Below are 13,921 nucleotides of genomic sequence, written 5' to 3' on the forward strand. Positions count from 1 at the left end.
GGGGCGGCGCGGGCGCCGGTGTCCCCGGTGCCCGGTCCCGGGCGGTCCGCTCTCAGGCCGTGGCGGACCGGCGCCGAAACCGTTCCGCCGGTCGCAGCAGCAGCGACAGGGAGGCCGCTGCGACGACCAGGGCCCCCAGGAGGATCACCAGGAGGCCCACGGCGCCCAGCGCGCTGTGGGTGACGAAGGCGCCGAAGAGGGCACCCGCCACGCCCGTCGACAGCACCAGGGCGCGGGCCGGCAGCCGGTGGGGCAGCCGCTGCGCGGCGATCCAGGCCAGGGCGAGCCCGAGGACGGCGGAGCCGAGCGCTTCCAAGAGCATGAGTGATTCCCTCCCGCACGGCTGCTGCCAGGGCAAATCGGTCGTAGCCGGTCCTACCCCTGGCGCACTGAAGACAATCATCCGCTGTGTGCGGGATGTGCTCCATCTGTGCGCCTCGCATACGGGCGCGGGGGCCGTCGGCCCCTGGGAGGCAAGGACGAGGAAGGGGCCCGGCGGCTTGTGCCACCGGGCCCCTTCACTGCTCCGTTCGGATCTACAGCGTGCCGAAGCCCACCTTGCGGGGGGCCGGCTCGCCGATCTCCACGTACGCGAGACGGTCGGCCGGGACCAGGAGCTTGCGGCCGTGCTCGTCGACCAGGCTCAGCAGAGCCGACTTGCCGGACAGCGCCTCGGCCACGACGTGCTCCACCTCCTCGGCGGTCTGACCGCTCTCCAGAACGATCTCGCGGGGCGCGTGCTGCACGCCGATCTTGACCTCCACGGCTTTGTCCCTCCGACGGTCAGTGATGTGCGCGGCCGTCCGCGCCGTACCAGCACACATTAGCCCGGTGAGGGGACGTACACGCTCTGCCCCGGAACGCCAGGAGCGAACAGCCGACGGGAACAAACGACCGTACGGCCCCACCCGGACGGCTCGGTTCAGCGGTGCGGCGCGGGCCGGTTGGTTCAGTGGTGCTGCTCGTTGCCGTGCAGCGGGAAGCCCGCGATGCCCCGCCAGGCCAGGGACGTCAGCAGCTGCACCGCCTGGTCGCGCGGCACGCTGCGGTCACTGTGCAGCCAGGAACGCGCCACGACCTGGGCGAGGCCGCCGAGCCCGGAGGCCAGCAGCATCGACTCGGCCCGCGACAGGCCGGTGTCCTCGGCGATGACGTCGCAGATCGCCTCCGCGCACTCGATCGTGACCTTGTCGACGCGCTCGCGCACGGCGGGCTCGTTCGTCAGGTCCGACTCGAAGACCAGCCGGAACGCCCCTCCGTCGTCCTCCACGTACGCGAAGTAGGCGTCCATGGTGGCCCGGACCCGCTGCTTGTTGTCCGACGTCGACGCGAGCGCGGTCCGCACCGCCTGGAGCAGGGCCTCGCAGTGCTGGTCCAGCAGAGCCAGATAGAGGTCGAGCTTGCCCGGGAAGTGCTGGTAGAGCACCGGCTTGCTGACGCCCGCACGCTCGGCGATGTCGTCCATCGCGGCCGCGTGGTAGCCCTGCGCCACGAAGACTTCCTGCGCGGCGCCCAGCAACTGGTTGCGTCGGGCACGGCGCGGCAGGCGAGTGCCCCGCGGGCGCGCTGCCTCTGTCTGCTCGATGGCTGTCACGCCGCCTCCCAAAATCGTCCACATGCGGTGTGCGCCGCGCCGCCATCGTACTTTTCGGTAACCGTGCTGTGCGCGGTGCGAGCGCAGAATTTCATGGACCGGACGTCGATGAAACCCGTCCGGAGTGCCCCGAACGGGGGCGGGCCGGACGGATCGCCGCACCCGTACCGGCTTGTCCGGCTCCAGGTGATCGTCTTCCTGCCTCACCGATACCCATATCGATCATGCGTTCCACCGGTGCTCAGCGATAGTCGTCCTCGTCGATGGAGACGACGCGCTTCTGCTCCACGAGGTCCGCCTCGTTGGCGCGCAGGATCTCCTCCTCGGTGAGCTGCTCGTCCCGCTCCGGGGCGAGCTCCTGGTGCTGGGCGGCGGCGTCGTTCTCCGGGGCCTCCACGTCGAGTTCGTCGGCGACGGTCTCGTCGTCCTCGAACGTCTCGGGATCGGTGGGGTCTACGGCCATGGCGGGCTCCCTTCCCAGAACTCCTGGACGGTTCCTGAAGAGGCAGGGTCCACATGCGGGTGCCCTGTTATGAGCGTAGGAGACACCCGATTCGGATGCTATGTGGGGTGAAGGGGGTCTTCGGGGCCGTCCGGCGTGGTGCGCGGCCTGCCGGGCCGTTGCGTCTGTGACGGCGAACACAGGAGCCGCTGTGTGATCGTCTCGTAACATTGCCGCATGTCTTCGACCGAGTTGCCGTCCGTTTCGGCCGCCAATGTCCTCCCGAAGGTGGCGCCTGTCCGGGTCGAGGAGGGCGAGCGGCTCAGGTCGGTGGGACTACCCGGAATCACCCTGACGGTGCGTTCGAGACCGCCGCGGCGCGAGGGCCTGGCGCCCGCGCTGTACGTCCACGGACTCGGCGGTTCCTCCCAGAACTGGTCGGCCCTGATGGCGCTGCTGGACGGGCTCGTCGACGGCGAGGCCCTCGATCTGCCGGGCTTCGGCGACTCCCCGCCGCCGGACGACGGCGACTACTCCGTCACCGGCCACGCGCGCGCGGTCATCCGTTACCTCGACGCGGCCGAACGCGGGCCCGTGCACCTGTTCGGCAACTCGCTGGGCGGCGCCGTCGCCACGCGCGTGGCGGCCGTACGGCCCGATCTCGTCCGTACGCTCACCCTGGTCTCGCCCGCGCTCCCGGAGATCTTCGTGCAGCGCGGCGCGGTGCCCACGGGGCTGCTGGCGCTGCCCGGGGTCGCGGCCCTGTTCACCCGGTACACCAAGGGATGGACGGCCGAGCAGCGCGTCCTCGGGGTCACGGCGCTGTGTTACGGCGACCCCGGGCGTGTCACCCCCGAGGGCTTCCGCAACGCGGTCGAGGAGATGGAGCGGCGGCTGCGGCTGCCGTACTTCTGGGACGCCATGGCCCGCTCGGCGCGCGGCATCGTGAACGCGTACACGCTGGGCGGGCAGCACGGACTGTGGCGCCAGGCCGAGCGGGTCCTCGCGCCGACCCTGCTGGTCTACGGCGGCCGGGACCAGCTCGTGGCGTTCCGCATGGCCCAGCGCGCGGCGCGCGCCTTCCGTGACTCCCGGCTGCTGACCCTGCCGGAGGCGGGACACGTGGCCATGATGGAATACCCGGACCTGGTGGCCAGGTCCTTCTGCGAACTCCTCGCGGACGCGGGCGAGTTGCCCGAGGGCGCGAGCGTCCGCGACAGTGGCGCGGTACAGAGCGGATTCGAGTCCGGCGGTGCCGGGACGGGGAGCTGAGGCGCCGGGTGGGACGGCACAGCCGCAAGGGGCGGGGCGACAAGAGGAACACGGACACGGGAGCGGTCCCCGGCATACCGGCGCCGGCCCCGTCGACTCCGTCGGTCCCGCCGGTCTCCGGCACCCCCGACACGACACCGACGACGGCCGGCAGCACACCTCCGGGCCCCCGGCCGGTGCCCCGGGACGCGATGGCACACGGTCGGGTGCCCGCGGGCCCGGCCTCGCCGCGCGGCATGCGTCCCGCGGCCGACGGCACCCCCGACACGACACCGACGACGGCCGGCAGCACGCCTCCGGGCCCCCGGGACGCGATGGCACACGGTCGGGTGCCCGCGGGCCCGGCCTCGCCGCGCGGCATGCGTCCCGCGGCCGACGGCACCCCCGCGCGCGGTGTCCCGCGTTTCCCTGACGGTACCCCGGCCCACGGCGTGCCCCGCTTCCCGGCCGACGGCACGCCCGCGCACGGCACCCGCACCGTCCGCGGCGGTCACCCGCAGCAGCGTGAAGCCGGGGGCGGCTGGGGCGAGTTGGGGGGCGGGACAGGGCCCCAGGCGGCGACCGGCAGGCGCCCCGCGCCCCGGGTCCCGCGCCAGCGGACCGGGCCCGGCCCCCGTCAGGAGTACCTCGACGCCTTCGACCAGGACGCCCCCGACCGGGACGACGACGTCTTCACGCCCCGCCGCAAGGGCGCCGACGCCCTTACGCCGCTAACCGGTGACCGCGCTCCCGGGACGCAGGAGGCCCGCACCGCCGGCCCCTCGACGTCCGAGAACGGCGCGGAACCGGCGGGTGACACCCCCCGTGACGGATCCCGCAAGGGGCGTACGCTCGCCGGTGTCGCCGCGGCCGCCGTCGTCACCGCACTCGCCGTCGTCGTCGCCGGTCAGTTCGTCGGCGGGCGGGGCGGCACCGCCGCGCAGTCGTCCGCCACCGGCCAGGCCCGGGACACCCACGGCTCCGGCCTCGACGGCAACAGCACCCCGAGCCCGCCCGTCTCGGCCGGCGCGACGCCGCTGACGTACGAGCAGGCCATGGACCGCACCTACCCGCTCAGCGCCAAGCTGAAGGGCCCGGACACGTTCTCCGCGGTCCTCGGCTCGGCCGCGGCACCCGGCACAGGGCGCAAGTACACCTACCGTGTGGATGTGGAGAAGGGGCTCGGTCTCGACGGCGAGCTCTTCGCCGAGGCCGTCCAGAAGACCCTCAACGACGACCGCAGTTGGGCCCACCACGGCGCCCGCACCTTCGCGCGCATCTCCTCCGGCAAGCCCGACTTCGTGATCACGCTCGCCAGCCCGGGCACCACCGCCACCTGGTGCGCGAAGTCCGGCCTGGACACGACGGAGGACAACGTCTCCTGCGACTCGGCCTCCACCGAGCGCGTGATGATCAACGCCTACCGCTGGGCGGAGGGATCGACCACGTACGGTGACAAAATCCACTCCTACCGCCAGATGCTGATCAACCACGAGGTCGGCCACCGTCTCGGCTACGGCCATGTCACCTGCGACAAGGACGGCGAGCTGGCCCCGGTCATGCAGCAGCAGACCAAGTTCCTCGACCATGACGGAATCCACTGTCTGCCCAACCCCTGGCCCTTTCCCAGGAGTTGACAGAAGCCGCTTTCGTCACATTGACACGCCGGGAAAGTTCGTTCATATTTCTTCGCATGTCGCACCGTCACGCCCCCGTTCGCGCCGCCTTCGAGCTGGCGCTCATCGGCGTGACCCCGTTGTGTGTTGCCGACATCCTCTGTCGCTGACGCCTCGCCTCCGGCGTGAGCGTCGCGTTCTCACCCTTCTGTGAATGCCCGTGAAGTGCTGCGGACTGCCTGTCCGCGCGACCGAACGGTTCTCGACGACCTGACGCCGGGGCCGACGTCTGCCCTGCTTCGTCTCACTCCTCGTCAATCCGTCTCGCATGACGAGACACCCCTCGAGAGGTCGTCATTCCGATGCGTCAATCGTCCGTCACAGCGCGCCGCGTGGCAGCGGCATCCGTAGGCCTTCTGGTGGCAGCGGGCGCCGTCGCCTGCGGGCCGAAGGACAACGTTGGCAAGGGCGCCGGTGGCGACTCCACCCCGCACAAGGGCGGCACCCTCACGGTCCTGAACTCCGACCCCCAGACCGACTTCGACCCGGCCCGCCTGTACACCTCCGGCGGCGGCAACGTGCCCTCCCTGGTCTTCCGCACGCTCACCACCCGCAACCGCGCGAACGGCGCGGCCGGCGCCAAGGTCGTCCCCGACCTGGCCACCGACACCGGGCGCCCCAGCAAGAACGCGACCGTGTGGACGTACACCCTGAAGAGCGGCCTCAAGTACGAGGACGGCACCCCGATCACCTCGGCCGACATCAAGTACGGCATCGAGCGCTCCTTCGCCCCCGAGCTGTCCGGTGGCGCGCCCTACCTGCGGGACTGGCTGGCCGGCGCGGCCGACTACCAGGGCCCCTACAAGGGCAAGAAGGGTCTCGACGCCATCGAGACACCGGACAGCCGCACCATCGTCTTCCACCTGAACAAGCCCGAGGGCGAGTTCCCGTACCTGGCCACGCAGACGCAGTTCACGCCGGTGTCGAAGGCCAAGGACACCGGCACCAAGTACGAGGAGCACCCGATCTCGTCCGGCCCCTACAAGGTCGTGACGAACGAGAACGACGGTGAGCACCTGGTGCTGGAGCGGAACAAGTACTGGTCGCCGGCCGTCGACGACCAGCGCAAGGCCTACCCGGACAAGGTCGACGTGAAGTCGGGGCTCGACTCGTCGGTGATCAACCAGCGGCTGTCGGCGTCCCAGGGTGCGGACTCGGCCGCGGTCACCACGGACACCAACCTCGGCCCGGCCGAGCTCGCCAAGGTGACGGGCGAGAAGGAACTCGCCTCGCGCGTCGGCACCGGGCACTTCGGCTACACGAACTACATAGCGTTCAACCCGAAGGTCAAGCCGTTCGACAACATCAAGGTGCGACAGGCGATCTCGTACGCCGTCGACCGATCGTCCGTGATCAACGCGGCGGGCGGCAGCGCGCTCGCCGAGCCCGCCACGACCTTCCTGCCCGACCAGAAGGTCTTCGGCTACACGCCGTACGACCTCTTTCCGGCGGGCGCGACCGGCAACGCGGCCAAGGCCAGGGAACTGCTGAAGGAGGCGGGGTACCCGAACGGGCTCACGGTCACCCTGACCCACGACAACGCCCAGAACTTCAAGACCAGCCCCGAGATCGCGACCGCCATCCAGGACGCCCTCAAGAAGGCCGGCATCACGGTCGAGCTCCAGGGCCTGGAGGACAACAACTACTCCGACACGGTCCACGGCGTGAAGACCGAGCCGGGCTTCTTCCTCACCGCGTGGGGTGCCGACTGGCCCTCCGGTGGCCCCTTCCTCGCCCCCATCTTCGACGGCCGCCAGATCGTCAAGGACGGCGCGAACTTCAACACCGCCCAGCTCGACGACAAGTCGGTCAACGACGAGATCGACGCGATCAACAAGCTGACCGATCTCAACGCCGCCGCCGAGCGGTGGGGCGCGCTGGACAAGAAGATCGGCGCGCAGGCACTGACCGTGCCGCTGTTCCACCCCGTCTACAAGCGCCTGGTCGGCAAGGACATCAAGAACGTCGTGATCAGCGACTGGACCGGTGTCCTGGACATCTCCCAGGTCGCGGTGAAGTGACGCCGTGAACGAGGCACTTGTCGCCACCCAGGCCCCCGAGGCGCCCGCCTCGGGGGCTTCGGGGGCTCGTCGGTTCTGGCGGCGGCTGCGTGCGCAGCGGGCCGCCATGGTCGCGGCGGGGGTCGTCGCGCTGCTCGTCCTGGTGGCGCTCGCCGCACCGCTGCTAGCCGCGATAGAGGGCCAGGACCCGACCACCTACCACCCGGCCCTGGTGGACTCGGCACGCGGCGGCGTGCCCATCGGTTCGCTGGGCGGCATCAGCGGCGAGCACTGGCTCGGCGTCGAACCGCAGACCGGGCGGGACCTGTTCGCACGGCTGGTCTACGGCGCGCGGGTCTCCCTGGGGGTCGCGCTGGCGGCGACCACCGTGCAGGTCGTCCTCGGTGTCGTCGTGGGCGTCACGGCCGCGCTCGGGAACCGTTGGGTCGATCAACTGCTCAGCCGGATCACCGAGATCATCGTCGCCATGCCGTTGATCATCATGGCCCTGGCGCTGCTGGCCGTCGTGCCGGGAAGTTTCCCGAGGCCTGTGCTGGTCTCGCTCATCATCGGCTTCGTCGCCTGGGGCACCATCGGCAAGATCGCCCGCGCCGCGACGCTCTCACTCAAGAACCTCGACTACGTGGCCGCCGCGCGGCTCAGCGGCTGGAGCACCTTGCGGATCGCCCGCCGGGAACTGCTGCCCGGCCTCGCCGCGCCCGTCATCACCTACGCCGCGCTCATGGTGCCGAACAACATCGCCATCGAGGCCTCGCTGTCCTTCCTCGGCGTCGGCGTGAAGCCCCCGACCCCGTCCTGGGGACAGATGCTCACCTCCGCCAACGTCTGGTACCAGGCGGCCCCGCAGTACCTGCTGCTGCCGGCGGGCGCCCTGTTCGTGACCGTGCTCGCGCTCACCGTCCTCGGCGACGGCGTGCGTACGGCCCTCGACCCGCGCGCGGCCTCCCGGCTGCGCGTCGGCACGGGCCGCAAGCGGGAGACGAAGCCGGGTGCGGCGAAGCCGGGCGGCGTGCAGGAGGCGCAGTCATGAGCGGCTTCGCCGGATTCGCGCTGCGCCGGACCGTGGGCGTGGTGATCACCCTGCTCGCCATCTCGGTGATCGTCTACGTCGTCTTCTACGCCACTCCCGGCAACGTCGCCCAGATCACCTGCGGCCCGCGCTGCTCGCCGGAACAGGTGCACCAGGTCGCTCAGCAGCTTCGGCTCGACGACCCGCTGTACGTGCGGTACTGGCACTTCCTGGAGGGCATCGTCGCCGGTCAGGACTACTCGACCGGCACGTCCGTCGAGCACTGCTCGGCGCCCTGCCTGGGACTGTCGTACCAGACCGACCAGCAGGTCACCCAGATCATCCTGACCAAGCTGCCCGTCAGCCTGTCGCTGGTGATCGGCGCCATGGTGCTCTGGCTGCTGCTGGGGGTCGGCACCGGCATCCTCTCCGCCTGGCGGCGCGGCCGGTTCAGCGAGCGCGCCCTGACCGGACTCACCCTGGCAGGCATGTCCACGCCGGTCTTCGTCATCGGTCTCGTCCTGATCATCGTGGTCTGCGGGCAACTGGAACTGCTGCCGTTCCCGGAGTACGTCTCCTTCTCGGACGATCCCGAGCAGTGGGCCTGGAACCTCCTGCTGCCGTGGCTCACCCTCGCGCTCGCCGAGGCGGCCTACTTCGCCCGGCTGACCCGGGCGTCGATGCTGGAGACGCTCGCCGAGGACCACATCCGGACCTTCCGGGCCTACGGCGTCGGCGAGCGGTCGATCGTCGGCCGGCACGCGCTGCGGGGCGCGCTGGCGCCGATCATCGCGCTGAACGCCAACGACCTCGGCGGTTCCGTGGGCGGAGCCGTCCTCATCGAGACCCTTTTCGGCCTCCCCGGCATCGGCCAGGAACTCGTCCACGCGGTCACCGTGGTCGACCTGCCCGTCGTCGTCGGCATGGTCCTGGTCATCGGCTTCTTCGTGGTCCTCGCCAACGCCGTCGCGGACGTGCTGTACGCGGTGGCCGACCGACGGGTGGTACTGACGTGAGTCTCGTCCGAGTCACTGATCTGACCGTCGAGTTCGGCGACCTGCGAGCCGTGGACGGGCTCTCCTTCAGCCTGGCGGCGGGCGCCGCGCTCGCCCTGGTCGGCGAGTCCGGCTCCGGCAAGTCCACGGTCGCCTCGGCCCTGCTCGGCCTGCACCACGGCACGGGCGCGCGGGTCGGCGGCTCGATCGAGGTCGCCGGCACGGATGTACAGCAGGCGTCCGAGAACGACCTGCGCGGGCTGCGCGGCGGGAAGGCCGCCATGGTCTTCCAGGACCCGCTGTCCTCCCTGGACCCGTACTACGCGATCGGCGACCAGATCGCCGAGGTGTACCGGGTGCACACCCGTGCCTCCCGGCGCGCCGCACGCGCGCGTGCCGTCGAGGTGCTGGACCGGGTCGGCATCCCGGACGCGACACGGCGCTCGCGCTCACGCCCGCACGAGTTCAGCGGCGGTATGCGCCAGCGCGCCCTGATCGCCATGGCGCTCGCGTGCGAGCCCGAGCTGCTGATCGCCGACGAGCCGACCACCGCGCTGGACGTGACCGTCCAGGCCCAGATCCTCGACCTGCTGCACACCCTGCGGCAGGAGACCGGGATGGGGCTGCTGCTGGTCACCCATGACGTGGGCGTCGCCGCCGAGAGCGTCGACGAGGTGCTCGTGATGCGCCACGGCAGGACCGTCGAACACGGCCCGGTCGCCGGCGTGCTGGGGGAGCCCCGCGAGGAGTACACACGGGAGCTGCTGGGCGCGGTGCCGCGCGTGGACGCGCCCCGCGTGCGCGGGGGCGCCGCCTCCGACGAGGTCGTCATCGAGGCGTCGGGACTGCGGCGCGAATTCGGCCGTGGCAGAGGGAGGTTCGCCGCCGTGGACGACGTGTCGCTCACGGTGCGGCGCGGCGAGACCCTCGGCATCGTCGGGGAGAGCGGCAGCGGGAAGACCACCCTGGGCCGCATTCTGGTCGGGCTGCTGGAGCCCACGGCCGGCGAGGTCCGCCACGGGGGCGCGGTGCGCTCCGGGGTGGACCCGGCCGTCCAGATGGTCTTCCAGGACCCCGTCTCCTCCCTCAACCCCCGGCGCAGCGTGGGCGAGTCGATCGCCGACCCGCTGCGGGCGCGCGGGGAGAAGGACGAGCAGCGCATCCGGGGGCGTGTACGCGAACTGCTGCGCCGGGTGGGCCTCGACGAGACGCACTACGACCGCTATCCGCACGAGTTCAGCGGCGGACAGCGCCAGCGCGTGGGCATCGCGCGGGCCCTCGCCGCCGACCCGCGCGTCATCGTCTGCGACGAGCCGGTCTCCGCCCTCGACGTCACCACCCAGGCGCAGGTCGTGGCCCTGCTGGGCGAGCTGCAGCGCGAACTGGGTCTCGCGCTCGTCTTCGTGGCCCACGACCTCGCCGTCGTGCGCCAGGTCAGCGACCGGGTCGCGGTGATGCGGCGCGGGCGGATCGTCGAGTACGGGCCCGCCGACGAGGTCTACGACGCACCCCGCGACCCGTACACCCGGCAGCTGCTGGCGGCCGTTCCGGCGCTCGACCCCGCGGTCGCGGCCGAGCGGCGCGCCGCCCGGAAGGTGCTCGCGACGGTGTGAGTGCCGCCGTGCGGCGGCCCGGCCCCGGGCCGGCCGTCGCACGCAGCAGCACGCCCGAGCGATTCCTTGACACGAGTGAACGCGGTCCGCACGCGAAAGTTACGACCGTTCACCCCTTTTGGTGGCGCGATGGACAACCGTCCGTCGCGCCACCGCCTTGTCCGCTTACGTTCGTCCCGCTGGGAGCCGCCGGCACAACGGTGGCTCCTCATACGGGAGATCGGGGGTGCACTCGTGCGCATCGGACTGCTTACGGAGGGTGGCTATCCGTATGTGAGCGGTGACGCCAGGCTCTGGTGCGACCGCCTTGTGCGTGGACTCGGGCAACACGAGTTCGACATCTACGCGCTCAGCCGCACCGAGCGGCAGGAGGCCGAGGGCCGGCTCCCGCTGCCGCCGAACGTCGGCCGGGTGCGGACGGCGCCCCTGTGGACCACGCGGGACGACCGGGCCGCCCACGGGCGCCGGACGCGACGCCGGTACGCCGAGGCGTACGCCGAACTGGCCGCCGCCCTCTGCACCGCACCGGAACCAGGAGCACCGCAGGACCCCCAGGGAGCGTCCGGCCCCGAGGCGGACCGTTTCGGCAGTGCCCTGTACACACTCGCCGAACTCGCCCGCGACGAGGGCGGGCTGACCGGCGCCCTGCGCTCCGAGGCCGCCGTACGCGCCCTGGAACAGTCCTGCCGCGCCCCGCGCGCCCTGCGGGCGGCGCGCACGACGCGCGTCTCCGAACTGCTCCAGACGGCGGCGCATCTCGAACGCGCCCTGCGCCCCCTCTCCCTCGACTGGTACGAGGACGACGTGCTCGGTTCGGCCGACCTCTGCCACGCCACCGCCGGCGGCACCGCGGCCCTGCCCGGACTGCTCGCCCGGCACTTCGCCGGAATCCCGCTGCTCGTCACCGAGTACGGCGTGCACCTCCGGGCGCACTACCTGGGGACCTCGCCCGAGACACCCCCCGCGGTGCGCGCCCTGCTCGCCTCCTTCCACCGCCTGCTGGCCGCCGAGGTATACCGCCGGGCCGCGTGCATCACCCCCGGCAACACCCACGCCCGCCGCTGGCAGGAACGGTGCGGCGCCGACAAGGACAAGCTGCGCACCGTCTACCCCGGCATGGAGGCGGCCCGCTTCACGGAGGTGGGCGAGGCGGCCGACCACGCGGACCCCCGCACGCTGGTCTGGGTCGGCCGCGTCGAACCGGCGAAGGACCTGATCTCCCTGCTCCACGCCTTCGCCGAGATCCGCAAGGAGGAGCCGAAGGCCCGGCTGCGGATCGTCGGGGCCCCGGCGGGCGCCGAGGGCACCGCCTACCTGGGGCACTGCCGGGCGCTGGCCGCGCAGCTCTTCCCCGACGAGGCCGACGGCGTGCACGACATCGGTGACAACCCGGTGTCCTTCGAGGACATCGGCGGCCCGGAGCTGCCCGGGCTCGCGGAGGCCTACGCGGCGGGGGCGGTCGTCGTCCTGTCGAGCGTCGTCGAAGGCTTTCCGATCAGCCTGGTGGAGGCAATGTTCTGCGGCCGGGCGACGGTGTCCACGGATGTGGGCGCCGTGGTGGAGGCCATCGGCGGCACGGGCCTCGTCGTCCCGCCGCGCAACCCCCGGGCGCTCGCGGAGGCGTGTCTGGCGCTGCTGCGCGACCCCGAGCGCCGTGAGCGCCTCGGCGCGGCCGCCCGTGCCCGAGCCCTCGAACTGTTCACCGTGGAGCAGAACGTCATGGCGTTCCACGACCTGTATCTGGAGGTCGTCTCGCACTCGCCCGTGCGGCGGGTCCTCGTCGACGCCGACGGCGAACCGCTGCCCTTCGCCGTCCCGGCGGAGGCCCATCTGCCCGGCCACTGGACCGCCCCACGACTCCCGCGCGGCAGGCCGCGCTGGGCGTGGGCGCCGGGCGAGGGCACGGACCCGGCGCGCGCCACCGGCCTGCAGAAACCCGTCCCGGCGGCGGAGGGCGCCCGATGAGCGACGTAGGAGAACTGGACCGCCGCCCCGGCACCCCGGACGGGCCACGGGACGCGGAGCCCTGGGAGGCCCTCGCGGACCAGGAGCGGCCGCCCCCGCACGCCGACCCCGCCCCCGGGCATCAGGCCGCCCGGGAACCCGCTCCGCAGGCGGCCGGCACCGCCGGCCCCCCGTTCGCCGGGGACGCGGACCCGGCGCGCATGCCCCCCGCCCGCCGCGGCGCCGTCGACCCCGTCAAGGCCCTGCTGCACCGCCACCGCGACCTGTGCGAGCGGGCCGTGGACCCGCTTGAGATCGTGGCCGGTCTGGAGGCCCACGGCCTCACCGACCGGGCCGCCGCCCGCTTCCACCACCGGGACCTGTTCTCGCTCGCCGAGGAGATGTACGCGCGCGTACCCCGCGACGGCGACCGCCCCGCCGCGCCGACCGCCCCGGCCGACGCCTCCCGCGAGCCCCGCGCGTGGGCCGTACTGGCGCTTCTCCCCGGCGCCCTGGCCACGGCCACCGTCATCGGGCTCCGGCTCACCGACGGCGGGATCCGCCTCGCCGCCTGCGCGCTCGGCGTCCTCGCCGTCGCGTTCGGACTCCGCGCGGCCCTTGCTCGCGGCCCGCTGCGCGTCCCCGCCCACCGTCCACGCGCCGCCACGCGCGCGTGGACCTGCTGGCTCCTCGCCTACGCCCTGCTCGGCGACGGTCTGCTGCGCGCCGCACAGGACGGCGGCCCCGACGGCCCCGTGCCCGCCGCCACCGCCCCGGTCCTCGCCCTCCTCCTGGCCGTCGGACCGGCCGCCTGGTGTGCCCGCCTCCTCGCACTGCGGGCCCGCCGCCGGCTCGCCGCCAGCCGGGGCCTGGAGGACTTCAGGTCGTCGGTCACCCCGCCGCTGCTCGGTACCGTCGCCCTCTTCCTCTGCGCACTGACGGCTCTGCTCGCCGGGTGCGCGACCGTCCTCCACGAGCCCCCCGCCTACGCCGGAGCGGGCGCCCTGGGCGCGCTCCTGATGCTCGCCCGGCTGCTCACCGCCCATGGTTTCGGCCGGGCCCCGGCCGCCGCCCTCGGCGCCGCGGCCGCCGTCGAGGCGACCGCCCTCGCCACGGTCTTCGCCGGCCGGCTCCCCGGCTGCGGAGTCCTGGCCACCCCGGTGCGCACCGTGACCGCCGCCCTCGGCACCGAGGCCGTCCCGGCTCTGGCCTGCGCCCCGGTGGCCCTCGCCTTGCTGGTCCATGCGATCCGCACCCTGACCCGGGCCTCGGCCCACGCCCGGCCCCCCGGGTCCCCCTGAGCCCGGCCCATGGCGCCCCCACCGTCGAGGTCAAGAGCCGCCGCCACCGCGCGGGACCCCGGTCCCGCCCCTTTG

Annotated in this window: 13 protein-coding genes; 9 read left to right on the forward strand and 4 right to left on the reverse strand. The window is 72.7% G+C overall.

Going from position 1 to position 13,921, the window contains the following annotated elements:
• Positions 1-52: 52 nt before the first annotated feature.
• The 4 genes from ACFY2Z_RS20220 to ACFY2Z_RS20235 form a co-directional block, all read right to left on the reverse strand.
• Positions 53-322: a hypothetical protein gene (locus ACFY2Z_RS20220; RefSeq protein WP_311693018.1), complete on the reverse strand. Its 270-nt coding sequence runs from the start codon at positions 320-322 to the stop codon at positions 53-55.
• Between the two features lie 214 nt (positions 323-536).
• Entirely contained in the window at positions 537-764 is a 228-nt protein-coding gene (locus ACFY2Z_RS20225; RefSeq protein WP_234514282.1) for a DUF3107 domain-containing protein, read from the reverse strand.
• Positions 765-949: 185 nt separating this feature from the next.
• The gene (locus ACFY2Z_RS20230) at positions 950-1,594 is read right to left on the reverse strand and encodes a TetR/AcrR family transcriptional regulator (RefSeq protein WP_390745485.1); all 645 of its coding nucleotides are present in this window, start codon (positions 1,592-1,594) and stop codon (positions 950-952) included.
• A 241-nt stretch (positions 1,595-1,835) separates the two neighbouring features.
• On the reverse strand, positions 1,836-2,057 hold the full coding sequence (locus ACFY2Z_RS20235) for a hypothetical protein (protein ID WP_311693011.1): 222 nt from the start codon (positions 2,055-2,057) through the stop codon (positions 1,836-1,838).
• Positions 2,058-2,273: 216 nt separating this feature from the next.
• Between ACFY2Z_RS20235 and ACFY2Z_RS20240 the strand changes: the two genes are divergently transcribed.
• The 9 genes from ACFY2Z_RS20240 to ACFY2Z_RS20280 all read left to right on the forward strand — a co-directional run bounded on the left by ACFY2Z_RS20240 (position 2,274) and on the right by ACFY2Z_RS20280 (position 13,846).
• Positions 2,274-3,308 carry an alpha/beta fold hydrolase gene (locus ACFY2Z_RS20240; protein ID WP_390745486.1) on the forward strand — a complete coding sequence of 345 codons (1,035 nt, stop codon included), beginning with the start codon at positions 2,274-2,276 and terminating at the stop codon, positions 3,306-3,308.
• 8 nt (positions 3,309-3,316) lie between these two features.
• Positions 3,317-4,924, forward strand: a complete 1,608-nt coding sequence (locus ACFY2Z_RS20245; protein WP_390745487.1) for a DUF3152 domain-containing protein — start codon at positions 3,317-3,319, stop codon at positions 4,922-4,924.
• Between the two features lie 56 nt (positions 4,925-4,980).
• Complete coding sequence (locus tag ACFY2Z_RS20250) at positions 4,981-5,073, forward strand: Ms4533A family Cys-rich leader peptide (RefSeq protein WP_390745488.1); 93 nt, start codon at positions 4,981-4,983, stop codon at positions 5,071-5,073.
• 192 nt (positions 5,074-5,265) lie between these two features.
• On the forward strand, positions 5,266-6,984 hold the full coding sequence (locus ACFY2Z_RS20255; RefSeq protein ID WP_390745489.1) for an ABC transporter substrate-binding protein: 1,719 nt from the start codon (positions 5,266-5,268) through the stop codon (positions 6,982-6,984).
• 4 nt (positions 6,985-6,988) lie between these two features.
• Entirely contained in the window at positions 6,989-8,014 is a 1,026-nt protein-coding gene (locus ACFY2Z_RS20260) for an ABC transporter permease (RefSeq protein WP_390745490.1), read from the forward strand.
• On the forward strand, positions 8,011-9,009 hold the full coding sequence (locus tag ACFY2Z_RS20265; RefSeq protein WP_311693001.1) for an ABC transporter permease: 999 nt from the start codon (positions 8,011-8,013) through the stop codon (positions 9,007-9,009). The genes ACFY2Z_RS20260 and ACFY2Z_RS20265 overlap by 4 nt, the downstream gene beginning before the upstream one ends.
• Positions 9,006-10,601: a dipeptide ABC transporter ATP-binding protein gene (locus ACFY2Z_RS20270; RefSeq protein WP_390745491.1), complete on the forward strand. Its 1,596-nt coding sequence runs from the start codon at positions 9,006-9,008 to the stop codon at positions 10,599-10,601. Before ACFY2Z_RS20265 ends, ACFY2Z_RS20270 begins: the two co-directional genes overlap by 4 nt.
• Before the next feature lie 234 nt (positions 10,602-10,835).
• A complete protein-coding gene (locus ACFY2Z_RS20275) occupies positions 10,836-12,566 on the forward strand; it encodes a DUF3492 domain-containing protein (protein WP_390745492.1) in 1,731 nt (576 codons plus the stop codon).
• Positions 12,563-13,846 (forward strand): hypothetical protein, encoded by a 1,284-nt coding sequence (locus tag ACFY2Z_RS20280; RefSeq protein WP_390745493.1) that lies wholly within the window; start codon positions 12,563-12,565, stop codon positions 13,844-13,846. Before ACFY2Z_RS20275 ends, ACFY2Z_RS20280 begins: the two co-directional genes overlap by 4 nt.
• Positions 13,847-13,921 lie beyond the last annotated feature (75 nt).

This window comes from Streptomyces sp. NPDC001222, assembly GCF_042896945.1.
In the GTDB taxonomy this organism is placed as follows: Bacteria; Actinomycetota; Actinomycetes; order Streptomycetales; family Streptomycetaceae; genus Streptomyces; species Streptomyces gibsoniae.